The sequence below is a fragment of the Nostoc sp. genome, assembly GCF_036917615.1.
GTDB lineage: Bacteria > Cyanobacteriota > Cyanobacteriia > Cyanobacteriales > Nostocaceae > Nostoc.
This window is the reverse complement of the sequence record NZ_JBALCZ010000020.1, coordinates 93,680-120,091: the sequence shown is the minus strand read 5'-3', so window position 1 is coordinate 120,091 and position 26,412 is coordinate 93,680. Positions and strand designations below refer to the sequence as shown.

Genomic DNA, 26,412 nt, shown 5'->3' with positions numbered 1-26,412 from the left:
AGGAGTTAGGAGTTATAAGTTAATTGGTTCAACTCCTAACTGTTAACTCATAACTCCTTTTTAAGATGCAATACCGACGCTTTGGGAAAACGAATCTGCGCCTCTCGGTTTTTTCTCTGGGAACAATGCGCTACCTGGCTTCTCTTGAAAATGCTCACCAGACTATCGAACAAGCCTTAGCGCTAGGAATTAATCATCTAGAAACCGCCAGAGGTTACGGCAAAAGTGAGGAGTTTCTTGGTAGGACACTAAAAGCTGGGTTGTCAGTACCCCGAACGAGGCTTTACATCACTACCAAAATCTCAGCCACAGCAGATGCTGATACCATGCGTCGGTGCATCGACGAATCCCTAGAACGATTACAACTAGATTATTTAGATTGCTTAGGGGTTCATGGTTTGAACACTTGGCAACATTTGGAGTGGGTGCAAGCTAAAAATGGCTGTATGCAAGCTGTAGAGGAAGCTGTCGCTGATGGTCGAGTCCGACACGTTGGTTTTTCCACCCACGGGTCATTAGAGCTAATTCAGGCAGCAATCAATACAGATTTTTTTGAATTTGTCTATCTGCATTATTACTATTTTTTCCAACGGCACGCACCAGCGATTCAACTAGCTGCCGAGAAGGACATGGGCATTTTCATTATTTCCCCTGCTGATAAGGGAGGACGCCTTTACACGCCACCCCAAACGCTAAAAGACCTGTGTCACCCGTATTCACCCTTAGAATTAAATTATCGATTTTTACTTGCTGATCACCGTATTACTACTTTGAGTATAGGCCCAGCAAACCCAAATGAATTAATGGAACCTTTGCGAATTGCTGACCATGATGGAGAGTTAACATCAGCAGAAATTTTTGCTTTCCAGGAATTAGAAAATCACCAAAAAGTTGCTTTGCAAACTGATAAGTGTAGCCAGTGTTATGCTTGTTTGCCCTGTCCAAAAAATATCAATATTCCCGAGGTATTGCGGTTACGTAATCTTGCAGTAGCATACGACATGAAAGACTATGGACAATATCGTTACGGAATGTTTGAAAATGCCGGTCACTGGTTCCCTGGAATGAAAGCCAACCGCTGTACAGAATGTGGTGAATGTTTGCCCAGGTGTCCAGAAAAACTAGATATTCCAGCTTTGTTGGAAGATACTCATGAAAGATTAAATGGGAAAGCAGGTAGGAGATTGTGGGGTTAACACGATGCGTGACTTCTATAGCGGTTCTCAATTGCATGGAATACAGACCTAACAAGAACAGCCCCAACCCTTGTAGTGTCGGGGAGTAAGATTCAAAGCCTCTGACGCCACGTGCAACAAGAGTGGCTCGCCGCCCAACGCAGTGGCTCCTCCTTTTATGTTTTGCGCCGCTCACGTAAGCCGATAAAAATGTAAAATTTATAAAGATTAATATAGAGTCAAGAAGATCTGCTGCACCTAGGGTATCTCGCGCAAAGAAAGATGAAAATTAAAAAAAAAGAAATATTCTACGGCAATCACTGACGGTTTTCCGCTATAGTGGACGGGCTGTAAGCTTAGTATGGACTACTAGCCGCTCTCTTACTATTCTTCTGGCTAGTTTAACTTTAGTGGCTGGTCTTTTACCGGCAGCGATATCATACATCAGCAAGTTAATTGTTGATGCAGTGGTATTTGCATCTCAAGTTAACTCAGACAGCAATGGTTCTGTGAATATTTCTCACCCTTTATTATATGTAGGATTTGAAGCGATCGCTGTAATTTTACTAGCAGGCAGTCAGCGGGGACTCACCATTTGTCAGTCGTTATTGCGGGCGCTAATGGGTCAGCGAGTGAATGTACTCATCTTAGAAAAGGCGCTGACACTGGATCTTAGGCAGTTTGAAGATTCAGAATTTTATGACAAATTGACCAATGCCCGACGAGAAGCATCAGTTCGTCCCCTTTCGTTAGTAAATCGCACCTTTGGATTGGTGCAAAGTGCCCTTTCCCTGATCACCTACGGGATTTTGCTAGTAAATTTCTCAGTTTGGGCGGTGGTGGTACTGGTTTTGGCAGCTATGCCTGTATTTATTGCTGAAACGAAGTTTGCTGGAGAAGGCTTTCGCTTGTTTAGTTGGCGTGCGCCAGAAACTCGTGAACAAAACTACTTAGAAAATCTGCTAGCAAGAGAAGATTTTGTCACAGAAGTCAAACTCTACCAGCTGGGAGAGATGCTGCTAGAACGTTACCGCAACCTGTTTGAGCAACTCTATGGGGAAGACCGCGATTTGACTCTACGGCGAGGACTGTGGGGGTATCTGCTGAGTTTAGTTAGTACTGGTGCTTTTTACCTAGCTTACGCTTGGATTGTGCTGGAAACAGTGCTAGGTAAGATTTCCTTGGGAGATATGACAATGTATCTCACTGTGTTTCGCCAAGGACAATCTACTTTCTCCAATGCCCTCACTTCTATTGGAGGGATGTATGAAGACAACCTATATCTATCAAATCTCTACGATTTCCTGGAGGAGGAAGTACCAAAATCTTGGGGTAAGGCAACCATTGGTTTAAATTCCCAAGATGGCATCCGTTTCGAGAACGTATCATTTACTTATCCGGGAAATTCCAAGCCAGCGTTGACAAACATTTCGCTGCATTTGAAACCCAGAGAGAAACTGGCAATTGTCGGTGAAAACGGTTCCGGTAAAACTACCTTAATCAAACTACTTACCCGACTCTACACTCCAGACTCTGGGCGAATTTTTTTAGATGGCTTGGATTTGCAGGAATGGGATGTGGATGTGCTGCGGCGTCGCATTGGTGTAATTTTTCAGAACTTTGTCCGCTACCAATTCACTGTGGGTGAGAATATTGGCGTGGGTGATGTAAAACATCTCGAAAATAAAACCCGCTGGCAAACTGCTGCCCAAAAAGGCATGGCTCAATCTTTTATTGACCAATTACCCCAAAGCTTCCAGACTCAGCTTGGTCGTTGGTTTAAAGGAGGACAGGAACTTTCTGGGGGCCAGTGGCAGAAAATTGCTTTGTCTCGTGCTTTTATGCGATCGCAAGCAGATATCTTGGTGTTAGACGAACCAACATCAGCAATAGATGCCCAAGCTGAGTTTGAGATTTTCAATCATTTTCGCGCTGTTACTAAAAATCAGATGGTACTTTTGATTTCCCATCGTTTCTCGACAGTACGAATGGCTGACAAAATCCTAGTTATAGAAAATGGGGAAGTTATAGAACAGGGAACTCACAAAGAATTATTGCAGCTAGGAGGACGTTATGCCAAGTTGTTTATGTTGCAAGCAGCCGGTTATCAATAGGAAATAGGGCTAGGAGTTACTTTTGAATTTAGATAGCGATGCCTACGCCGGGCTGCGCCTACGCTCAATTTTTACAGAGTACAGAACATCTCTATCTAACCACGTTAAACTGTTCAGTAAACATGGGTCACTAGACGCTCCGTATCGTTAAACATTGCTACCTAATAAAATTATCCAAATAACAAAACAGCGATACTATACCCCAGAGGAATATTTAGAGCTAGAAGAAGCTGCTGAATACAAAAGTGAATACATTGATGGGCAAATAATTCCTATGGCGGGTGGAACAGTAAATCACAATCGTATAGCTGGTAATTTCTATGCTGTATTAAACTTCGCGTTCAGACAACAAGAATACGAAGTGTTTAATAGCGATATGCGTCTTTGGATACACCAAAAGCGTATCTATACGTATCCAAATGTGACAGTAATAGCAGGTGAACCAGAATTTTTCAACAACCGTACAGATATTATTATAAATCCCCAACTTATTGTTGAGGTTTTGTCTAAATCTACTAAAAACTAGGATTGCGAGGATAAATTTCAGGCTTACCGAACTATTTCTACTTTCCAAGAATATCTATTAATTGACCAAACTCAAATTCATGTAGAGCAATTTTCCAAAATTGGGAAAAAGCAATGGACGCTTCGTGAATATGACCAAGAAGATGAAGCGATCGCACTTGTAACTGTACCCTTTGAGATTTCCTTACAAGATTTATACAACAAGGTGAAGTTTGAGCCTGTTGAATCGGAAGGGGAAAGTGCTGATGTTGAGGGATTGGGGTAAAGTGCGTTAAATAACTTGCTGTTCTGTAAGCTTTTTAGAAGCTATATTTAAGTTATACAGGTTCTAAAATAATATCTGTATTCAAAAGATTTCAGAAGTATCAAAAGCAAAATAAGATGGTTCACAAGATTGCCTTGTTCAATCACAAGGGTGGTGTCAGTAAGACCACTACGACTTTTAACTTAGGTTGGATGCTTGCTTCAAAGGGTAAGAGAGTTATCCTTGTAGATACTGATCCTCAATGTAATTTAACAGGAATAGCTCTAAAAGAAGAAACTGAAGATGATGAAGCAAGAATAGAAAACATCTACAACACATATTCAAATATCAAAACTGGCTTGGCTCCTGCTTTTGAGTCACAACCACGGGCTATTGAAGCTGTAGATTGTATTCCGATAGAAGGACAAGAAGGTTTGTTTTTATTACCTGGTCATGTTGGCTTTGCTGAATACGAAGTAACATTAGGTATCGCGCAGGAACTCAGTGGCTCAATTCAGACACTGAAAAACTTGCCAGGTGCTATTTCTGATCTTTTAGAAAAAACTGCTAAGGAATTTAATGCTGACTATATTCTGATTGATATGAGTCCAAGTTTAGGAGCAATCAATCAGAACTTACTAATGACAAGTGACTTTTTCTTAGTGCCTACAACTGCTGATTTTTTCTCTGTAATGGCAATTGATTCTCTGTCTAGAATTTTATCAAAATGGTGTGGTTGGGCAAGGATAGCAAGCGCAAACCCTATATTAAAGGAAGCTGCTTATCCATTTCCAGAATTTACCTTGAAATTTTTAGGAACCATAGTTCAAAACTATAGAATTATTAGGGGTAAAGAAACAGCAGCATTTCAAACGTGGATAGAAAAAATAGAGAATACAGTTACTGATAAACTAGTACCAGTTCTAGAGCAAAATAATCTGTTAGTATCCAAGCAAGTCTATACCGAGCAAGGTATAAATGGTAGTCTTACACTGACAAAAATTTCTAATTTTAACAGTTTAATTGCTATATCACAAGAACACTGTACACCAGTTTATGCCCTAACAGCGGAGCAATTAGGACAGACTGGTATAGTACGCGAAAGAAATCAAAAAAAGCAAAAAGACTTTGAAAAAACTTTTTCTGATTTAGCAGATAAAATTATTTCACTCTCATCCAGTTATGCAATCAGCGCTTGACCAATTTCGCATTAGTATTCAGCGTGTTCGGGATCTGATTGCTGTTCATACTTCCGTTAAGGCTCAAGCTACTGCTGCTCTGGATATTTCAGACATTTTACGAGCTGCACTAGTTCTAACTGTTAGTGCCTTGGATTATTATATCCATGAGGTTGTCACATTGGGTATGCTAGAAATTCATCGAGGACAACGTGCTGAACCAGTATCTTCAGCTAATACCACTCAATCAGCCTTTTCCCGTTTTCAAGTTTCCTTGGGAAGCGCTCGTGAGGATAGAAAAATAGCCATAGATATCGCCTCTTGGATAGAGAGTGACATACAGCAGGTTTATGGAGCTAACTTTTTACAGCAGTCTCATACTATTTCTGGTTTAATTCCAGCTATATCAAATAGTATTTTGAACAGATTAAATAATACTTCATGGTTAGAAGACGAGATTCGAGAACGTCTAAGTTATCAAAGCTTTCAGCAGCCCGATAAAATAGCTGATGCAATTAGACAAATTTCTGATAAAAAATTGTGGGATGAGGTTGCTACCAAAATGAGTAAACCTTCTAAAGATATTAAGCAACAACTTACTTTAATTGTAGATCGCAGAAACAAAATTGCTCACGAAGCAGATATAGATCCCACCCTTAACATAGGTAATCGCTGGTATATCAATGAATCAATGGTTGGTGATACAGTAAATTTTATTGAGCAGCTTGTAGAGAGTATTCATCAAATTTTGTAGCTTTGGGTGGATAAAGGGTACATATTGTTGACTAATTAAGCAAAATAGACAGGCAATCGTTGTAGAGAGATGAGGACTATGATCGCACCATCCCCCAATAACTTCGATAAAATCACTATGGTGCTAGTTAACCTTCCCTAAATCTGATGAAAAGCGATATCTCCGATGGGCTACGCCTACGCTCCCCTTCCCAACCCTCCCTTCAATGTCCTAAACTACTCGCGCCAGCAGGTAATTGGGACTGTGCTAAAGCTGCTGTGGAAAATGGGGCAGATGCGATTTACTTCGGTTTGGATCGGTTTAACGCCAGAATGCGGGCACAAAATTTTACTGAGGCGGACTTACCCCGATTGATGACATTTCTGCACCATCGAGGTGTGAAGGGCTATGTCACCGTAAATACACTAATATTTCCCAAAGAACTAGCAGAGGCGCAGCAATATCTCCGCACAATTATTGCAGCGGGTGTGGATGCGGTGATTGTCCAAGATGTCGGAATTTGTCGTCTCATCCGTCACCTCTCGCCTGATTTTCCCATCCATGCTTCCACCCAAATGACGATCACCAGTGCAGCTGGGGTAGAATTTGCCAAGTCCCTCGGTTGTCAATTAGTGGTGCTGGCGCGTGAATGTTCTCTTCAGGAAATCAATAAAATTCAGCAGCAAATTGCCCAACAGGAAACTTCGCTGCCCTTGGAAGTTTTTGTTCACGGTGCTTTGTGCGTGGCGTATTCCGGTCAGTGTTTGACTAGTGAGGCTTTAGGCGGACGTTCTGCTAACCGAGGTGAATGTGCCCAAGCTTGCCGGATGCCCTACGAGTTAATCGCTGATGGGGAAGTTGTGAATTTAGATAATCGCAAATATTTACTCAGTCCTCAAGACCTAGCAGGGTTAGATGTTCTGCCAGATTTGGTGAAATCAGGAGTAACTTGTCTGAAGATTGAAGGTCGCCTGAAAGCTCCAGAATATGTTGCTAATGTCACCCGTGTTTATCGGCAAGCCCTGGATGGGGTGATGACAGAATTGGAAAGACCTAACCCCCTAACCTCCTTCCCTGGTAGGGAAGGGGGAATAAAGGCTCCCCTCTCCGTTTCGGAGAGGGGCTGGGGAAGAGGTCAGTCAGATCAAGAACACTACAACTTAGAAATGGCATTTTCTCGCGGACTCTACACGGGTTGGTTTGGCGGGATTAATAATCAGGAACTAGTTCACGCCCGTTTTGGCAAAAAACGCGGGGTTTATTTAGGTGAAGTCACCCGCATCCACAACGAACAGGTAACACTCAAACTGGAAGCGCCTGTAAAACCAGGGGATGGAATTGTGTTTGACTGCGGTCATCCAGAGGCGAAGGAAGAAGGCGGTCGGGTTTATGCTGTGATGCCCAAAGGTAAAAAAGCTATACTGACCTTTGGTCGAAATGACTTGAACCTGCGCCGAGTGCATGTAGGCGATCGCATTTGGAAAACCAGTGATCCAGAATTAGATAAGCAACTACGTCAGAGTTTTGCTGGCGAGAATCCCCAATTTCAGCGTCCCATTTCTTTAGAAGTTTATGGAGAAGTTAGTCAGCCACTGATTGCGATCGCTCGTGATCAACTCGCTAATATTGTCCAAGTGGAGTCTACAATTTCACTGGTAGAGGCGCACACCAAACCCTTAGATACAGACCGTCTACAAGAACAATTCGGTCGTTTGGGTAACACACCTTTCTGTTTGGAAAAACTAACTAACCACCTCAGCACTTCCCTTATGCTGCCCGTAAGTGAATTGAACCGGATGCGGCGGGAAATTGTGGTGCAGTTGGAAGAATTGCGAAGTCAACCCAAACGCTGGCAATTACGTTCTGATGTCTCTTTCCAAAACTTACTCCCCTCCTCATCCGCCTCATTCCCTACCCTGCGGGAAGCTAAAGTTACATCTCCTTCACTCATAGTTTTGGTACGAAACCTCAAGCAACTCCAAGCCGCCCTCAAAGCTGGTATTGAAACACTGTACTGTGAATTTGAAGATCCTCGCGCCTACCGAGAAGCGGTGCAGCTGATACATAAACAAAGGCAACAATCCCCACTCCCCACAATTTGGGTTGCACCACCCCGAATTACCAAACCAGGGGAAAACTGGATTTTGCAGCAAGTACGTGCCTGTGAGGCAGATGGCTATCTGGTGCGGAACTATGATCAATTGCAATTCTTTGCAGCAGACCGTTGTATCGGAGATTTTTCGCTCAACGTTGCTAATCCCTTAACAGCAGACTACTTTCAGCAAGGCTTTGGCTTAAAAAGGCTGACAGCATCCTATGACCTGAATATTACCCAACTGCAAGACCTGCTCACAAGTTGTCCACCCCAGTGGTTTGAGGTGACAATCCATCAGCATATGCCGATGTTCCACATGGAGCATTGTGTATTTTGTGCCTTTCTATCGACGGGTACAGACTACACCAATTGTGGACGACCTTGTGAAAAGCAGGAAGTGAAATTAAAAGACCGTGTAGGCAGCGAACACGTCCTCAAAGCAGATGTCGGTTGCCGCAATACTGTATTTAACGGCACTGCTCAAACTGGAGCCGAGTACGTACAGCGTCTTAGAGAATTGGGATTACGTCACTTTCGCATCGAGTTTGTGAGTGAAACCCCAGACCAAGTGACTAAAACAATACATTGCTATCGTCAACTATTGCAAGGTGAGATTACAGGTTCCCAACTGTGGCACGAGTTGAAACTGCAAAATCAGCTAGGTGTAACTCGTGGCCCATTGGGAGTGTCAACATTTAGGTGATAACTGTTATACCTACCATTGCTGGGCAGCTTGTCTAACTATTTCCAGAAACCTCTGCACTGTTCGAGATGTCTCGTTTTTTCGCCAAATCATCGCGTTTGCAACTTTTGGGCTATCTTCTTGAAGATTTTTATAAACTACCCCTGTTCGTTGTAGATTTTGCAAAGATGCTGGCACGATCGCAACGCCCATCTCGGCTGCTACTAAGCTGACAATAGTTTGCATCTGGATAGCTTCTTGGGCAACCTTGGAACTAAAGCCTGCTTGCTGGCAGAGACTGATGATTAAGTCGTAGAGTCCTGGTGCTAATATTCGGGGAAATAAAATAAACGCTTCATTGGCAAGGGATGTCAAACAAATATCAACAAACAAATATCAAATTGACTCGCTAGCAAATGTGCTTCAGGTAGTGCCACCATCAGCGACTCTTGAAAAATCGTTTCACAGCTAAATCTATTTTCTTCAACAGGTGGACGCAATAATCCTACATCCATTCGACCTTCTCGTAACCACTCTAACTGCTGATCTGTAGTCAGTTCATGCAACTCGATGCTCACACCAGGAACGCAACTACGAAAGGTTCGCAGAATAGTTGGCAAAATATTATACGCCGCAGAACTGACAAAGCCGACCACCAACTGTCCAATTTCGCCCCGACTCGTTTGCCGCCCGACTTGGATTGCCTGTTGTAATTGCCTCATAATTTGCTGAACTTCACCCAGAAACACTTGCCCCGCTTCTGTTAACTGCACATTTCGTTTCGTGCGGTGAAACAGTTCAAAACCCAATTCCCTCTCTAGCTGCCGAATTTGTTGACTTAGGGGAGGTTGGGCAATGTGCAATCGCTCCGCCGCTCGTCCAAAGTGCAGTTCCTCTGCCAACGTGACAAAGTAGCGCAAGTGTCGTAGTTCCATCTGTTACCTGAATTCATATCTTTAAAATATTAGTTAAGGTGAAAATATATATTGGACATAATTAAAAATCTTTTTTACTGTGATGATCAGGCAGTCATCAACCTGAAGCACATGGTTGATGACTGGCAAGCCAACAATCTGTACTTTTACAGTTATGCATAATATTTCCATAACCAATAATTGGAATACTGCCCTTTACGAAGATAAACACGCCTTTGTCTGGGAGTATGGTGAGGATTTACTAAAATTCCTCAACCCTCAGCCAGGAGAATCCATTTTGGATCTCGGCTGTGGGACTGGACAACTCACAGAAAAAATTGCCCAAGCTGGTGTCAAAGTCATGGGAGTTGATCATGCACCCGCGATGATCGAAAAGGCAAGACAAAACTATCCCCATATCCGTTTTGATGTTGCTGATGCTAGGAGCTTTCAAGTAGACAAGCCCTTTGATGCCGTGTTTTCCAATGCTGTATTGCATTGGGTGAAACAAGCAGATAGTGCGATCGCCTCTATACATCAATCCTTAAAACCCGGAGGCCGGTTTGTAGCCGAGTTTGGTGGGAAAGGGAATGTAAAGGCGATCGCCACAGCTTTGATAAGCACCTTAGAAGCATTTAATATCCCCGCACAAGCCCTAAATCCTTGGTATTTTCCTAGTATTGGTGAGTACGCCAGCCTATTAGAACAGCAAGGCTTTGATGTCATTCATGCCATGCTTTTTGCTCGTCCAACTCCTTTAGCAGAGGGAGAAGTAGGTATGGCAAACTGGATTCAGATGTTCGCCAGCAGTTTTTTAACAGGACTTTCTAATGACCAACAAATACAAATAATTCGCGCCGTGGAGGAATATCTTAAGCCAACACTGTATCAACAAGGAACTTGGGTAGCAGACTATCGAAGAATTCGCATCGTTGCAATTAAACTTTAGATTGTGCGAATTTTGACTTGTACCTTAATTACGAATTAGTATCAGTTATGCATATACCCAAATTGTGCGATCGCCCTACAGCCCTTCTCCTAAAGGAGACGCTACGCGTAGCTTGCTTCCCCGTAGGGGTACGGGCATCCTACGGCAGGCGTTGGCGCAGCCATCGCCAGACATCGTTTTCATTACTACTAACCATTAGCCTCACCACTTTACTAGTCCCGTCCTCACTAGCGCAAACCCCCCTAATACCGTTGCCTTCTAGTGCGCCTCTAGAACTAGACTTATTGACCAAGCCAAAAGACTATGTGATCACAGCTAACACCATAAACCCAGCGCGATTGACCGTTCCCAGTTTATGGTGGGCACAACAAAACTCTGAGAAAAAGCTATTGGATAATTGGATAGCATATCCAGCTTCTGAAAAAGAACCTGCACGAGTAGACTTGATCGTGAATCAGCAAATTTGGAGTTTACTAGAGGATGTAGAGCGCTACGACTTCGTAAATCGCTTGGGTAGCGCTGCACGGAACTTTGGTTACAATGTCCGCGTATTTAATTATCAAAAAGAACCTTTGGCAACCTACACTTGCAACTTTAGTATAAGTCCAGCTTTATGCAGTATCCAAACGAATGTTAAGAACAAGATAGGGTTACAGCGTTCTTTGTAGTAAATAGTTAGGAGTTAGGAGTTAGGAATTGGGGGAGATGAGGGAGATGCTCAATGCCCAATGCCCAATGCCCAATTCTCAATTAAGCTTTAATTTTGGCGAATAAAGACTCGTATTGTTTTATTGCTGATGGGGGTAAGGGAAGCAAAAATTCACTTTTATCGAAAACTTCGCGTAGGCGTAGCCCGTCGTAGACATCGCTCTGTAAGATGCTCCATAATGGTTCTTGGATATCGTCAGCGATAATATTTGTAGAAATTGGCGAATTACTTTTGGTCAGCACCGAAATTTGTTTAGCTGTGCTTGGTTGCCAACAAAAATCAATCCATTGATCTGATAAAGTACTCTTAATAATACCTGCCGGACGTACCCACAAATCTGCCCAGATTGCTGTTCCTGACTGGGGGATAACTGCGGCAAGTTGCGGATAACGTCCCAGAACTGGCAGTACATCGCTTGACCAACCAACCGCTAGCCAAGTGTCTCCCATAATTAGAGGTTCCAAGTAGTTATTGGAACTGTAGAACTTCACCTGTTGATTTAATCTCTGTAATTCCTTTTCCAAGTCTGGTACTTGGTCAATATTCTCTGTATTGTAAGATTTTCCTAGCTTCTTTAAGACCAGACCAATAACTTCTCGTGGTTGATTAAGTAGAGAAATGTGTTGCTGCATTCCATCTCGCCACAAATCACTCCAATCTTTGGGCGTCCATCCCAATTTTCGCAACTTGTCACGGTTATAAACAATCACCGTGCTACCCCACCTGTAAGGCGCACCCCAGACCTTTCCTTGAGTGTCCAAGTTACCTTGGTCGTTACGCATTACCAGTTTCTTCCACCTTTCATCCAAACCAGACCACTGCTTTAATTGGTTTCCCTGTACCTCTTGGAGTGGTTGAATCAATTTCTGCTCAATAGCTGCTTTTAGCCAGTAATCTCCCAATGTCACTAGGTCTACATCAGCCGTTTTTTGACCTTGCCTAAAGGGTATAAAGCGACTCCATCCCTGCTCATCGGTGGCTTTTGATTTCTGCTGCCAATTTTGTAATTGCTGAAATAAATCCTGTATTTGCTCGACTGGAGCAAACTTTAACTGCACCTGTTGCTGCAAACCTTTGTGGAATTGATTAACTACCTGACCAGGTATAGAACCTTTTAATAACTCTACTTTTAGTTGCATCTGGTTGTTTCCACCACAGCCAAAAAGCAGTTGTGAAAGTACCAATGTACTTGTACTTAGCAAAAAAGACCGTCGATCCATTGATTTTGGATTTGAGATTTTTGATTATACCTAATATTAAGCAGAAATTCACCAGAGACTGACTAGCTGAAAAAGTTGAGTTGGAAAATTATCGGTATTTTTTGTTGTTAATATCGGTAATTTTGAACATTTGACTTAAATTAGCGACTTTTTTGGCAAATAGCTACCTAAAGATTAATTTTTCTCCCTAAATTTCCTCATTAGTATTCATGGTCAAACTTTACTTATATTTAGAAGTAATGATTTAAATGTCACATTTCCACCAAAAATTATCAATACTTAAATAATCCATAAGTATTGTTAAGGTTGTGAGTAAATTGAATAACATAGAGAACATGTACGGATAAAGGTATTAAATGGAGCCATTACAGCAGCAGATCCTGACTTTAAGCGAAAAACTGGATGCCCTCTACCAAGTGATTGAGCAGCTTGACGGTAAAGTCGCTCAAGCTTTCTCAGAATGTTCTTTAGCGAATACACAAGCAAAGGATAATTATCAGGAAAATGGCGCGGCTGGGGGCTACCAGTTGAAAGGACGTATCAGTTTAAATCCAGAAATGGAACACAAGGATGTATTGACAGATGGTATTTATCTAGACATGCATCGTCTAAGGTGGAGACAACATAACACCAGAAATTCAAATACAACGACTGACAGCGCAATTAACAGCAGCATATAATCGCATTGCTGCTTTAGAAGAACAATTACTCAGAGAGAGAATTCATTAAATTTAACCAGAGTTCAACGAATAAAAAAATGGCTGGAGATAGGGAAGGCAAGCCTTTCGGTTCAATGTCGAGTGATGGCTTTTTAAGCAAATATCAAGTATAAGCAACTAATCCAGCTATCAAATTGATAAAAAACTTAAACACACTATTACATATATCTACGTAATAGTGTGATATATCTACTTATAGGCTTTTAGTGAATACCTCACTATGAAACAAAAAAAACAACCCTAAGACTGGTGTCGTTAGAATGTTGTATGGTTCAAAAACCAAGATTTTCTTATTAATCTGCGTTTTTATGATCAGTGTTTTTGGCATCTAGTGATCAAATTGGTTGATGACAAGCCAGACAGCTTTCGCAAAAATTGATTTGCAACTTGCTCCTACTCAACCGCTAGGCTATTACGAGGAAACCTTCGCTTATAACTTCGGTGAGGGCGCAGAGCCTTGCCTTTCATTAATTCGCTACGAATTAATGAAATGCTATATTTAGCCGTTCAAGTTGGGCTTCAATGGCTGCCAAAAGTTGGTGTTGCTGCCAATCTTGGCTAAGATGGGCGGCTATGCAAGCTGCTCCAGCACCCATACCTTCTTTGACAAAGCCTTGCTCATAAGCTCTCAGTTGGGGATAACGAGAATCAGCAAAGCTCAGATGAGTGGCTAATAGGGGAGGGGTTCCTCCACTGTGAGTTAAGCTGCCTTTTCCTAAGCTGAGGGCTAAGTCAACCGTAGCCCCAGTAGGGTCTTCTGCCACCCAGCGGGTTGTGCCTACAACAACTTCTTCTGGTTGCCATGATAAGGCGTAAGCTTGAGCGAACGCACTGATCAGCGCATAAACCGTCAGCATTTGCGTCCCACCAGCAAGCATTACACCACAACTACGACTAGCAGCGATCGCCATCCCAGCTACCACCACCTGCATCGGATCGCCCACAGCGGCGACGAGTTGTAGAGGATTTACAGAAGTTAGAAGTTGGGAGTTAGGAGTTAGGAGTTGGGATAGAAAATTCGTCTCCCCCTGCTCCTTGCTTTCCCTTATCTTCTCCAGCCCAGCTTGCACTAGTGCCCACTTTTGCACGTGGTTACAAACAGGGTGGCTACTATTAACTTTTCCGGCAGCATCTATACCCAAACCAGTTAAGATTGCCAGAGCAGTTGTAGTGCCTCCGACCACACACTCACCGACAATCAAATACCCCTGTTGAATATTGGCAGCAAGGCGTTCTCCCCAAAGTAGCCCTTGTTCAAACAAGTGGTGTACCGTTGTGATTTCCATAGCAGCACCTCCACTTAAACATTTAGCAGGAGCGCCACCCAAATCAATTACTGGCACAGCAGGAGGCTGGGGTAAACCAGCATTAAACAAATGAACTGGTATCTTTAGTGACCCAAAGACAGCGCGAGAAATCAGCACAGGCGAAGCCCCAGCCGCTAGTGGTGGTAGGGGATATTGGGCTTTATGTTCTGGGCCGTAATACAAAAACTCGGCATCGGCACAAGCAGTATATTTTCGATCCTCTGGAGTGCGACCAGCCGCTGAAATTCCTGGAATTAAACCAGTTTCAGTAAATCCTAAAACACAGGCAAATACGGGTAGACAACCACGATACCGTCGCAGCCATTCTTCACCCTGTTCTTTTTGAGTATAAATACTAATCATTTAAAAAGTTAGGAGTTAGCAGTTTAATTCATAACTCCTAACTCATAACTCCTCACTATTTTTCATAATCCATGAGAACTTGCACCCAGTGTGGTGGACGGGGAATGGGGTTGCCCAGGCGGTCAAAAAGCAACCATGCTGCCAGGTGTACCACAAAAAGGTAGATAAAGTTGTTGAGTACAATTAGAGTGATCGCTCCTACTTGAATCAAAAACACACTGGGACTCACTAACAAACTTAGGTTCAAAAATATCCACTCAATGACCTCTGTTACCTGGGTAATCACATAAATCCACAGGTCTTCACCCGACAAAACAGATAGCAACCACAGCCGAAAAAAAACTCCCAAAGTACCCAACAGCGTACCCAAGGTGATGGAAACAATCCAGGGAACACGACGACGATACCACGTCGCCCCCAAAAGCACGCCCATGAACCCGTAGGGCATGACAAACAGCAAACTGCGGGCTGGGCCCATCAGTACCGTCAGCAGTAACCCGGAGGTGAGTGCTGCCATCCATGCCGCGCGTTTGCCCCAACGCAGATAAACTAGAGCGATCGGCACCGGAAAAAATATCCGCAAAACTGGGCCCAAGGGAAAGTAAAAATTAATAAACCAAATCAAGCTAGCGGTACTGGCTAAAAACGCCGTTTCCACCATTCTCAAGGGCGCATCAGCCTTGAGTTGAGGAGGCATTAACTGTTGTTCTTTGTCTAACCAATGATTGTGGGGAGTTGGAGATTCAGGGGATGGATCTTCCTGCGGCTCATCTGGCAGAGAATCTAAAATACTCATATCTGACAAGTTCTTAAACTATCGTTCTTTCCAAGGCTGACAAATCGGGAATACAAATAGTATCTTGATCCCGTTTAATCAAGCCTTTTTTTTCTAGCCTTGTCAACACTCGTGTCACAGTTTCCCGCGCCAGTCCGCTCAAACTACTCAATTCCCGATGAGGTAAATTGGGAATTTCGGTTCCTGTTTGCCCTTTTTTTCCCTGTCCTTCTGCCAAAAATAGCAACGTATCTGCCACCCGTGACTGGCTATCAGATTCCCGCAACCGCAATCGGCGATTTACTTGCCGCAAACGTCGTGCCATTAGTTGTGCCAATCGAACTCCCGCCAAAGGTTCTATCTGAAGCAACTTGACAAAATCCTGAGCAGGCATACTGCCAATCACCGTAGCAGCTAAGGTAATCACATCTGTGGATCGAGGTACTTCATCTAGCGCCGCCATTTCACCAAACAATTCCCCTTTGCCAAGAATATTCAGCGTCACCTCTTTTCCTTCCAGATTGTAGGTGCGAATTTTTACCCATCCGTCCAGAATAAAATACACAGAACCGCCCCAGTCATTTTCTAGCAGAATCACTTGATTGGCTGGGTGAGTGCGGGTGACAAGATGGATGAGGGCTGATTTTACAGCAATTTCTGGCAACCCTTGAAAAAAGGGAGCCGAGGTGATCATCCAGGGATTAGCCTGTGCTTGCAAGCTATATCGGTCTTCCATTACGATATTTTTATTCAAGCTGCTATATACACAACAAACAAGAGCGCCATTTTCAGCCTAAGCCATCAAGGCACAGCTCCCTTTCAAAGAGAAAACTAAACTATGCTACATAAGAAAGCGACAAGAACGTTTTTCTAAACCATCTTTACCTATAAGTTTAAACGGGGTAAAAGTTTTGCAAAAAGTAGTTTATAGCCGGCGGTTGTATTGCTTAGGGGCTAGCTGCACTGCAAACTTGATTAGTTAAGAATATAGGCAAACAACATCAATGATACTAAAGGGAGTAAATTATTGCTCAGGTATTTTAGCGATTTTCAAAAATAGGCAACCAATGAGCTGCAAAACTAAGCCTTATTAACAAACGCTGACTGAAGATTGCCACGACTCCCAGTAATCCATAACATAATGACAGTCACAAGTCCAAGCAGCGGCTTTTGCCACTCAAAACTTCTCCGATGGTCGAGGCTCTTGCTAGCTTGCTTCCCCGCAGGGGTCCGGTGATTGTAAACTAATTGTCACATTACTTGACATAAGTTCTTAAATAAGGTAAAAAAAGTGACTTCCAGTGCAGATGAAATTCAAAAGCTGATCGCAGACATTGACAACTTACTTGTCAGCGGTGGCAAACGCCTGTCTAGATTTCTGTCTGGTCAGGTGCAAGATCCTAAAGAAGTTTTAGAACGAATTCGCGACTTCTTGGTGAGACTACAAGAAAAAGAAGCATTAGAGAGCGGTATCCCAAATCAGTCTTTTGAAGAACCGCGAACGCCTTTGTTAACAAAATTTATTGCTCATGATCATAACCAGTATCCACTACCGCAGCTCGAACCCAGTCAGGAACAGAGTACTGTTGGAGCAAGACAATTAAAAAATGAATTTTCGAGATTGATTCAGCCATTGCGATCGGAATTAGAAGGGCTATTACAAGAGCGAGCCACTCTCATACAGGAAATTCGGCAGCTAGAGCAAAGGCGATTGCAAAACTACTCCTTAGGGCAGCAGTTGACAAACCAGGAGCAGATGATTACCGAGTTTTTACAGGTACTCATGAGTCGTCTTGTGCCAACTTTAGCGCCACTGGTAGCACAGACGGGGGAAAATTCCGCCAGTTCTTCAGGAGTAACTAATCACGCAACATCTGCAACTCAACCTTTATTAGAATCCCCAGACAGTGTGCAGCGCTTAACCCAGCTGGCCAGGGAGTTAGATCAACGCCTATTATCACTAGATGGGACGGTGAATGTAGTCTTTGAGGCACTACAGCGCAACATTAATACCTATTACGAATCCCTGTCGCAAGCACTGGCAAGAATGCATAGCAAGGGGATGCAAGGCGAACAGCTGATGGCCAGCTTTCTCAACAATTTGACCCAGCATTTGCAGCAATCCCCTAGTTCCCAGTCATCTTTCCTGGGGGTAGAATCTGAAACACTACCTTCACCACTACCATTGGCTGACCCAGCCGAGATCACTGCTGGAGTTCCGCCCCAACCTTTGGAGCTTATACAGCCAGAAACTTCATCTTCACTTACAATTAATTCTGAGCAACAGGAGACTACCCTCACAGAGGATCTAGATGCAGCGCTGTTGCAGCTTGGCTTAGATTCGTCTCAATCTGCTGAAACCTCGACCGAATTACCGCAAGATATTTCTACGTTAATTGGTGATGAAGTAGACCAACTTTACGCCAGTTTGTTTGGTACTGGTGATGTTAATAATCCAAACCTCGATGTTGCCACAAATGATTTATCTGCTTCCACAGCCTCCCGATCACCGTTGAATATCGCTGAGGGCCCACCTGTCCCTCAAACCGTGGATTCTGCGGTTGTAACAACAAATATGGGTCTTTCAACCCAAGAGACTTTAGTAGAAACCACAGATTCATCATTAGAGCCACAGGAAGAACTATTTTTTGAAGAGGATACTGACCTAGACTCGCCTCTTAGTAACTCTGTGCTACAAACAGACAGTTTCCCCGTGGAACTCGGCACTCAGCCAGCTAGTGTTGATACAATTAATACCCTAACTGACCTATTGCCTGATATAGGTAGTGGGCAGCAACTACTGGAAGTTGCTCCAGGTAGTGAACAGCAACTGCTGGAAGTATCATCGTCTGTGGATAATGCCACAACTACAGCACCAGTTACTCCAAAAGTAGCAGAAATTGCGTTGGCACCTACCGTACCCCTACGGGAAAGCAAACTACACGTAGCGGACGTACCAGAAGGTATCGCTACATCGGAAGTATTAATTAACGATGATCAGCCAGAACCGTCTTTAGATAGCTACATTACTGCTTCGCCACAAGAAAACTTGCTTTCTATTGAGTCAAACCAGGCTCCAGTTGTACCTGATATTTTTTTAGATGAAGAACAATTGCAGCAATTAGATCGGGATTTGGCTAATTTTGATCAGCAGCTAAATTCTGAGTCGCAGCCAGCTATCAACTTAGATATTCTTCCAGAACTAATTGGTAAAACTCAAGACACAATTCCCACAACTTCCCCTGAGTTGCAAACAGAAAATCTCCAAATAACAGAAAACACCTCAACTGCTGCTTTATCCACTTTGGCAGTTCCCCAGGTAGAAACTGAACAAAAAAAGGAAGTCACAACTTCTGTTCAAGAAAGTTCTCTACCTTCAATTTCCAACTCCATCAACAATCCAGAAGTTGCGCTCAATGTTCTAGAGTCAGTCTGGTATTTAGGAATTGATTTAGGTACAACAGGAATTTCTGCCGCCTTATTAAATCGCTCGACTTTTGTTGTACATCCTATCTACTGGTCAGCAGAAAATCCGCCGGGAACAAGTTCCTTCCAGCAATCGTTTCGTTTACCAACAGAGGTTTATCTGCCTACAGCTTCTGTACCCCACGGTGAAAATGAAAGTATCGAAACACATGAGCAGACAGCACCTGCGGCTGTTGCCCAAGATAAAGTGCCCGATCGCGCGGCTACCACTCCTGTAACACCGAGATCAACAGCAGATCCGACGAGAAATAATCTCTACTCGGCGCAGTTGAAGCCTTATTTACAAGTAGCCATTCCCTACAAAAGTGAACGACAGAAATGGGAACCTGTTTTACAATTAAATGAATTTTCGGCAGGCCCTTTGATTTGGGTTGTGCGATCGCTCTCTAAGCTCCTATTAACCCTCAAATCAGAAAAAACTTGTACCACCCCTAGTTTAATGGCTGCTGCTGTTGGGATCAGCGAACAAAATTTTCCGAAGATTATCAATAATATTGCTGGTGTGATTTGTACTTGTCCATCTAGTTGGTCGGAACAATACCGCTTCAACGTGCGGGAAGCTTTGCTCACCAGCAAACTCATCCAACATCCGCAGCAAGTCTTTTTTGTGGAAGAAGCGATCGCTAGTCTACTCCCGGAACTCGATGCTGCTAACGGTGAGCAAGTAAAATTAAGCGAACCTCAGGGTTCTCATCCGGCAAAAACCAGCGAAGATCCCATTATTGGCAACACCCTGGTGATTAACATTGGGACAACTGCCACAGAAATGTTGCTGGTCGATATACCAGAAACATTGCTGCAATTGACATACAATGATTTCATGCTCCACAGTTTTGCCTATGCTGGCAAGGGAATTGAACAAGATATTATCTGCCAGCTGCTATTGCCACCTAAATCTCGGCAATCACGCACCGATACACAAAGCGATGCCTGCGGCGGGCTACGCCAACGCAAAACTATTACTAGTAATCCTTGGCAATGGCAACCCTCAATTCCCGGTTTAGACCAAATGCGTTGGCAGAGTTTAGGGTTGGAAGAATTAGAACTACCCAGAGTCGGAGAACCAGATATCACCGCTCGGATTCGCCTCCAGCAGCGTCTAGAAAGTTCTCTGCTGGGACAGGCGATATTAGATGCGGCACTAGCCCTAAAGCTGATTTTGCAACACCAAGAGTCTTTTACCCTGGAATTGGCGGATCAGCGGTGGATTTTGCAGCGACGAGACTTAGAAAGCCAGGTATTTATCCCGTTTGTGCGCCGCCTGAACCGAGAACTCAACAAGTTATTGGTAGCTCGTGGTATCCCCACAGAAGCAATTAATCAAGCTATCCTGACTGGTGGGGTGGCTTGTGTCGCAACGGTGAACCGCTGGTTACGGCAAAAACTCCCCAGCGCGAAGATTATTCAAGATTTATATCTCGGCGAAAACGGCGCTCCCAATTGCAGTCGGGTTGCTTATGGTTTGGCGATGCTGCCTTTGCATCCCCAGATATTAGATATACCCAGGCAACAATACACTGATTATTTCTTATTTACGGAATTGCTGCGGCTGCTACCAGACCGATCCTTATCTTTCGGTGAAGTTATCCAGTTATTTGAAGGTCGTGGGATCAATACTCGCACTTGTCAGCAACGCCTGCTAGCTTTTTTGGAAGGTGAACTGCCTTCGGGTTTGATACCTTCAGTTACAGACTCAACTTGGCTCACCCAGAGTTCGCAAGAAAATCCTGACTATCAGGCGATCACCACAGCACCACTTTTTGAAAAACAAGGGAGTCTCACTTATCGTCCCAATTCCCAACAACTGTTGTCTTTGCGTCACTATCTAGATGCGATCAAGGCTAGTAATCAGCAATCACTGGAGGAACCATATAAGGTGAATTTCGGCTTAGAGATTCATAGAAATTACGGAGAAACTGCATCCCCTTGTGGGTGAGGTTGTTGCCATTGAGACTAGTGAATCACGCAGAAAATAAGGATACTACTCAAAATTCCAAGTGCTTAGGTTATGAGCATTTGGAATTTTGCAAAGTACTACTAGTAGACTGTGGCGTCAGTTTGCCCCTACCTTTAACAAGGGGATTTTGCCCACTTACTTATTAATTGAGATGGTAGCTGGATTTACGCTCCACTGTACTAGTATTTCAGCACAGTAATTTTTTGGATGTGTACCATAGTATTATCTTTTTATTTGATGGATAAAATACTGTAGATTTACAAGCTATCACTTTAATTGAAAGATTCTGTAAATTTTGAGTTTTTAGTTTTTCTATTGGTTGAAATCTGTGTATATTAACACTAAGTAGTAGCGGCAAAAGCAGTAAAAATCGTGTCCATGTCTACACTACTGATACGAAAATTCCAGTTATAAAATAAGTTACTCCTTGTGAATAATCTTTATCTTTATTCAGTTAATTGTTTGCAACAGCCTTCACATCCGTCAACTTTAAGCGCCAGAAAACGATTAATTGACATTGTGGGGGCCATAGTGGGGCTGATAATTACATTTATCATAGCAATTCCTGTAGCAATTGCTACTTTTATTCATGAGCCAAGTCCAATATTTTATTCCCAAATTCGCTGTGGTTTGAACGGAAAAACTTTCCGCATCTGGAAATTCCGTTCTATGATCGTCAATGCCGATAAACTCAAGCATTTGGTTGAAAACCAAGCTAAAGGTCACATCTTTAAATCTGTTGACGATCCTCGCATTACTTCTGTGGGTAAATTTTTGCGGCGTACTAGCTTGGACGAATTACCCCAATTTTGGAATGTTTTGTTAGGGGACATGAGTTTAGTTGGTACTCGTCCACCTACTCTCGATGAAGTCAGCCATTACGATCCACACCACTGGAATAGATTGCGAGTCAAACCAGGCATTACCGGAGAATGGCAGGCTAATGGTCGTTCGAGCATTATAGACTTTGAAACCATTGTCAAAATGGATATAGATTATCAACGTAAGTGGTCTGTAACTTATGACCTGAGTCTGATTGTTAAAACTATCTGGGTGGTATTTAAAAAAACTGGTGCTTATTGAATTGGGGCATTGAACATTGGCAGAGAGATTTTTATCCCTTGACGCCGCTACCAGTTTCCGTGGGTACAATGTAACGTTGTAAAAACACAAATAGTAATAATACTGGAGCGATCGCAATCACTGAGCCAGCAGCTACCAACCGCCAGTCAAGGGAAAATGTACTTGCTAGCTTCGCAACTCCCAAAGGGAGAGTGTATAAATTTTCGTCTTGGATGACAATTAAAGGCCACAAAAAGTCACTCCAAGCACCAATGAATACGAAAATAGCTAAAGTTACGAGTGCTGGGCGAACTGCTGGTAACATCACATGCCACCACAAACCTAACTCCGAACTGCCATCCATCCGGGCAGCTTCTTCTATCTCTTTGGGGACACTCATGAAAGCTTGGCGCAACAGAAAAATGCCAAATGCAGAAGCTAAACTCGGAAAAATCATCCCTAAATAAGTATTTATCAAACCCAACTGGACTGTCAAAATATAAAGGGGAATCATTACGATTTGGAAGGGAATCATAATCGTGGAGACGATCGCTACAAAAATCCAGTCTCGCCCTACAAACGACAATCTTGCCAACGGATAGGCAGCTAAAGCGCAAAACAGCAGATTTAAGCCCACAGTCAGCACTGACACCAAAGTACTGTTATACAGGTATTGTCCAAAAGGTAAAGAGTTCCACACACTAATAAAGTTATTTAGTGTCGGTGACGCAGGCAACAACTGTGGCGGCGACTGAAAAATACTTTCCGTAGGGGATTTTAAGGCTGTACTAATTAGCCATAGTAAAGGAAAGAGCATCACCAGTGCGATCGCTCCCAATAGCGCATACATGAGCAGAATTTGCGATCGTGATTTTTTCCAGTTCAGCATTTGATTAATAAGCTAAATTCTCTTTTCTGAAAGATTTTTGCACAGTAAGCACAAAAATCAGCAAAATGATTGCGAATTTTATTTTATAATTCAACAGGATGTAAACACTCACACTACTTGCTGTTTATTTGGAAGAATATTTAATATATAGCAGTGGACAGTAAGCTTAGGACAAACAATCAATTCAGAATGTACGTTTGTTGAAGGCGTCTACCACCGACTTGTCCTAATGGCTTTCTCCACTGCTATATATCTAGCTCCAGTTTTTTGCCAGTCGTTTCAACATTAAACGAATCATCACTGTGTAAATCATAGATTCGCTCATCTCTGGTAAAAGTTCGTAATCCTTCCTCAAACGACGATATTGATTCCACCACCCGAATGTACGATCAACAATCCAGCGCTTAGGTAATACCTGAAATCCTGGCTCATGTCTACCAGACTCAATGCTCGCATAAATATAATCTGATATCTTATGTTACCTCTTACTGTTGGCGATCCGATTCCCTGGTTCATTCTTCCCTCAACTTCAAATCCAGCCTTTCACTTTAATTCGGTTGGCGGATATCGGAGCATTTTGTTTTTTTTCGGAAGTTCCAAAAACAACTATATTCGGAAGATTCTTGATGAGTTATGTAATCGACAGCAGCAGTTAGTTGCGTATCAAGTGCCATTTTTTGGTGTGAGTATAGACCCAGATGACACTTTCCTAGCAGAGTTAATACAGAATAAAACTTATTTCAAATTCCTTTGGGATTTTGAACTGAAAGTCAGTTTACAATACGGTATTTGTCAACCAAGTAATCAGGCAGGGAACGAACTACAATATAGACCAACAATTTTTGTTTTGGATGAAAATTTACGAATTATAAAGGTTTTGCCAATCTTAGCTACTACTCAACCTTGGGAACAAGTATTTGAGTTTATCAATGGCTTACCTGCAATCTCACAAAATATTCCAGCAGCCAGACAAGCACCTGTTTCATTTATACCAAATGTGCTGAGTCAAAGCTTTTGTCAACATTTAATTCATTTGTACGAAGCAGATGGTGGTCAAGATTCTGGCTTCATGCGAGAAATCGATGGCAAAACAATCGCAGTCTATGACTATGAATTTAAAAAACGCCGAGACTATTTAATTTCTGATCCTCAACTATTAAAGCAAATCAATGAAATGATCATACGACGGGTTAAGCCAGAAATTGAGAAGGTATTCCAGTTTAGCATCACTCGTTTTGAACGCCATCTGATATCCTGTTACGAAGCAACTGATAAAAGCTTCTTTAATCGTCATCGTGATAATACTACCAAAGGTACGGCGCACCGACGATTTGCTATGTCGCTGAATCTCAATACTGGAGCTTACCAAGGCGGAGAACTACGATTTCCAGAGTATGGACTCCAGCTTTATAGTCCCAATGTGGGAGAAGCGGTGATTTTTTCTTGCTCTCTACTGCATGAAGCTACTCCTGTCACAAGTGGACGGCGTTTTGTTCTCCTGTCGTTCTTTTACAATGATCAAGATGCCCAGTTACGGGAAGAAAATCGCAAGTACATTGTACTTGATAATACTGATGGTGATTAGAAGTAAAAAAAGTTTGGAAACAGATGCATCTTTTCCTTCAAAACTGTCAGAATTTAGCAGCGAGAATTTGGAGTCAAAATAGTGTAAGAATTGATGTATCTTGATCATCCTGAATCTTTGAATCTTTCCGAGTCAATCCGGTTTCCGTAGAAACAGCTTGTAATGGTTTATCCCAAAGTTCAATAGGTATTTGGGACAAATAGGCAAAATCAAAGACAATTCCGATAGTCGGCTTTGTCTGCCACTGCGGTAAACTGAGCAAGCGATCATAATATCCGCCGCCATACCCCAAACGATATCCTTGATAGTCGCAAGCTACACTGGGGACGAGAATCAAATCAACTTCAGCCGCATCTAAGATTGGAGCGTCGGGGTGGGGTTCAGTAATGCCATAAGCGCCGCTTTGGACAGAATCATTCGGTGCCCAAATATGCCAACATAGGGATTTATTAATGCAGCGAGGAAATCCCCAACGGTATTTGCTGTTTGCAAATAGTGGACTGAGATCAGGTTCTTGGCGAAAGCTGAAATAAGCGAGTATTGTTTTTGCTTGGGTAAACAAAGTAGAGGTTTGTAAATGAGAACAAATGCGATCGCTTTTTTCTCTCCACTCTCCAACGGACATTGATTGACGTGTTTTCAGAAGCTTTCGCCGTAGTTCTGCTTTATTTAGTTGATGATTAACTTTGTCCATGAAAATTTTTAGCGTCAAATAAATAAGCTGGGCATCGCCCAGCTTATACCACCCTACACTCACCAGTACATCGTTATGCAGCGTGTTGACGATACCACTCAATCGTATTCTTTAGCCCTTCTTCAAAGCTCACCTGAGCCGTGAAATTAAAGGCTTGCTTTGCGCGTTCAGTATCTAAACAGCGGCGAGGTTGACCATTAGGCTTATCAGTTTGCCAAACAATTTCACCCTTAAACTCCATCAATTCGCAGATTAAAGTTACTAAATTAAGGATGGAGATTTCATCACCCGTTCCCAAGTTAACTGGTTCTGATTCGTTATAGAATTGAGTGCCCATAACAATCCCCCGCGCTGCATCTTCTGAATACAGAAACTCACGGGTGGGGCTGCCATCACCCCAAACTGGAAGTTGCTTTTCTGCTTTAATTTGAGCTTCGTGAACTTTGCGAACTAACGCTGGAATGACGTGGGAACTTCCGGGGTCAAAGTTATCTTCTGGGCCATATAAATTCACTGGCAGTAGGTAAATCCCATTAAAACCGTACTGCTGGCGGTAAGATTGCAATTGGACTAAAAGTGCTTTTTTAGCAATTCCGTAGGGGGCGTTGGTTTCCTCTGGGTAGCCATTCCAAAGATCATCTTCTTTGAATGGCACTGGGGTAAATTTAGGATAGGCGCAGATTGTGCCAACACAAACGAATTTTTTTACTCCGGCTTGATAGGCAGCGTGAATTAGCTGGGTTCCCATGATCAAGTTATCGTAGAACAACTCGGCGGGTTTTTCGCGGTTCAGACCGATGCCACCGACATGAGCAGCTAGATGAATAATTATGTCTTGCTGGTCAATTGCGCGTTGACTATTTTCCCAGACACGCAGATCGCAGTCGTGCGATCGCACTATTGTAATCTTCTCACGAGCAGCCCCTGCTTTACACAGTTGATCTATCACCTGACGACCTAGAAACCCTGACCCACCAGTGACGAGAATGCGTTGATTTTTTAATTCTAAGGCGGTCATATTTTTATCCTCTGTGGTG

At 42.9% G+C, this 26,412-nt stretch carries 17 protein-coding genes and 4 pseudogenes; 12 read left to right on the top strand and 9 right to left on the bottom strand.

Annotated elements, in window-relative coordinates; genetic code table 11:
* Positions 1-65 precede the first annotated feature (65 nt).
* The 6 genes and pseudogenes from V7K85_RS07295 to V7K85_RS07270 all read left to right on the top strand — a co-directional run bounded on the left by V7K85_RS07295 (position 66) and on the right by V7K85_RS07270 (position 8,767).
* Entirely contained in the window at positions 66-1,196 is a 1,131-nt protein-coding gene (locus V7K85_RS07295; protein ID WP_334812234.1) for an aldo/keto reductase, read from the top strand.
* Positions 1,197-1,480: 284 nt separating this feature from the next.
* Complete coding sequence (locus tag V7K85_RS07290) at positions 1,481-3,289, top strand: ABC transporter ATP-binding protein (protein WP_334812356.1); 1,809 nt, start codon at positions 1,481-1,483, stop codon at positions 3,287-3,289.
* Between the two features lie 172 nt (positions 3,290-3,461).
* Positions 3,462-4,079: pseudogene (locus V7K85_RS07285) on the top strand (Uma2 family endonuclease).
* Positions 4,080-4,195: 116 nt separating this feature from the next.
* On the top strand, positions 4,196-5,257 hold the full coding sequence (locus tag V7K85_RS07280; RefSeq protein WP_334812232.1) for a ParA family protein: 1,062 nt from the start codon (positions 4,196-4,198) through the stop codon (positions 5,255-5,257).
* The gene (locus tag V7K85_RS07275; RefSeq protein WP_334812229.1) at positions 5,241-5,990 is read left to right on the top strand and encodes a HEPN domain-containing protein; all 750 of its coding nucleotides are present in this window, start codon (positions 5,241-5,243) and stop codon (positions 5,988-5,990) included. The genes V7K85_RS07280 and V7K85_RS07275 overlap by 17 nt, the downstream gene beginning before the upstream one ends.
* A 146-nt stretch (positions 5,991-6,136) precedes the next feature.
* Positions 6,137-8,767, top strand: a complete 2,631-nt coding sequence (locus tag V7K85_RS07270; protein ID WP_334812227.1) for a U32 family peptidase — start codon at positions 6,137-6,139, stop codon at positions 8,765-8,767.
* 12 nt (positions 8,768-8,779) lie between these two features.
* On the opposite strand, the pseudogene V7K85_RS07265 reads toward V7K85_RS07270, so the two are convergent.
* Positions 8,780-9,681: pseudogene (locus V7K85_RS07265) on the bottom strand (LysR family transcriptional regulator).
* A 154-nt stretch (positions 9,682-9,835) separates the two neighbouring features.
* Between V7K85_RS07265 and V7K85_RS07260 the strand changes: the two are divergent.
* Together V7K85_RS07260 and V7K85_RS07255 are read left to right on the top strand one after the other, a co-directional pair.
* Positions 9,836-10,609 carry a class I SAM-dependent methyltransferase gene (locus V7K85_RS07260; protein ID WP_334812224.1) on the top strand — a complete coding sequence of 258 codons (774 nt, stop codon included), beginning with the start codon at positions 9,836-9,838 and terminating at the stop codon, positions 10,607-10,609.
* A 47-nt stretch (positions 10,610-10,656) separates the two neighbouring features.
* On the top strand, positions 10,657-11,277 hold the full coding sequence (locus tag V7K85_RS07255) for a hypothetical protein (protein ID WP_334812222.1): 621 nt from the start codon (positions 10,657-10,659) through the stop codon (positions 11,275-11,277).
* A gap of 82 nt (positions 11,278-11,359) precedes the next feature.
* Here the strand turns inward: V7K85_RS07255 and V7K85_RS07250 are convergent, their stop codons facing one another.
* Positions 11,360-12,538 (bottom strand): extracellular solute-binding protein, encoded by a 1,179-nt coding sequence (locus V7K85_RS07250; RefSeq protein ID WP_334812220.1) that lies wholly within the window; start codon positions 12,536-12,538, stop codon positions 11,360-11,362.
* Positions 12,539-12,894: 356 nt separating this feature from the next.
* Here V7K85_RS07250 and V7K85_RS07245 point away from each other — a divergent pair.
* Positions 12,895-13,267: pseudogene (locus V7K85_RS07245) on the top strand (hypothetical protein).
* A gap of 472 nt (positions 13,268-13,739) precedes the next feature.
* Here V7K85_RS07245 and cobT read toward each other — a convergent pair.
* The 3 genes from cobT to V7K85_RS07230 are packed head-to-tail and all read right to left on the bottom strand — an operon-like array spanning position 13,740 to position 16,438.
* Positions 13,740-14,927, bottom strand: a complete 1,188-nt coding sequence (gene cobT / locus V7K85_RS07240) for a nicotinate mononucleotide-dependent phosphoribosyltransferase CobT (RefSeq protein WP_334812217.1) — start codon at positions 14,925-14,927, stop codon at positions 13,740-13,742.
* 55 nt (positions 14,928-14,982) lie between these two features.
* Entirely contained in the window at positions 14,983-15,723 is a 741-nt protein-coding gene (locus V7K85_RS07235; protein ID WP_334812215.1) for a DUF2232 domain-containing protein, read from the bottom strand.
* A 13-nt stretch (positions 15,724-15,736) separates the two neighbouring features.
* A complete protein-coding gene (locus V7K85_RS07230) occupies positions 15,737-16,438 on the bottom strand; it encodes a Crp/Fnr family transcriptional regulator (RefSeq protein ID WP_334812354.1) in 702 nt (233 codons plus the stop codon).
* Positions 16,439-16,993: 555 nt separating this feature from the next.
* Here V7K85_RS07230 and V7K85_RS07225 point away from each other — a divergent pair.
* Entirely contained in the window at positions 16,994-21,124 is a 4,131-nt protein-coding gene (locus V7K85_RS07225; RefSeq protein WP_334812212.1) for a hypothetical protein, read from the top strand.
* A 483-nt stretch (positions 21,125-21,607) separates the two neighbouring features.
* Positions 21,608-22,228 carry a sugar transferase gene (locus tag V7K85_RS07220; RefSeq protein WP_442940550.1) on the top strand — a complete coding sequence of 207 codons (621 nt, stop codon included), beginning with the start codon at positions 21,608-21,610 and terminating at the stop codon, positions 22,226-22,228.
* A 31-nt stretch (positions 22,229-22,259) separates the two neighbouring features.
* On the opposite strand, the gene V7K85_RS07215 is transcribed toward V7K85_RS07220, so the two are convergent.
* Together V7K85_RS07215 and V7K85_RS07210 are read right to left on the bottom strand one after the other, a co-directional pair.
* Positions 22,260-23,096, bottom strand: a complete 837-nt coding sequence (locus V7K85_RS07215; protein WP_334812208.1) for a carbohydrate ABC transporter permease — start codon at positions 23,094-23,096, stop codon at positions 22,260-22,262.
* Between the two features lie 253 nt (positions 23,097-23,349).
* Positions 23,350-23,520, bottom strand: a pseudogene (locus tag V7K85_RS07210) (transposase); the annotation flags it as partial.
* Positions 23,521-23,571: 51 nt separating this feature from the next.
* On the opposite strand from V7K85_RS07210, the gene V7K85_RS07205 reads away from it, so the two are divergent.
* A complete protein-coding gene (locus tag V7K85_RS07205) occupies positions 23,572-24,681 on the top strand; it encodes a 2OG-Fe(II) oxygenase (protein WP_334812206.1) in 1,110 nt (369 codons plus the stop codon).
* A 73-nt stretch (positions 24,682-24,754) separates the two neighbouring features.
* Here the strand turns inward: V7K85_RS07205 and V7K85_RS07200 are convergent, their stop codons facing one another.
* The gene (locus tag V7K85_RS07200) at positions 24,755-25,375 is read right to left on the bottom strand and encodes a 5-formyltetrahydrofolate cyclo-ligase (protein ID WP_334812204.1); all 621 of its coding nucleotides are present in this window, start codon (positions 25,373-25,375) and stop codon (positions 24,755-24,757) included.
* Positions 25,376-25,448: 73 nt separating this feature from the next.
* Entirely contained in the window at positions 25,449-26,393 is a 945-nt protein-coding gene (locus V7K85_RS07195; protein WP_334812203.1) for a GDP-L-fucose synthase family protein, read from the bottom strand.
* Positions 26,394-26,412: the final 19 nt, after the last annotated feature.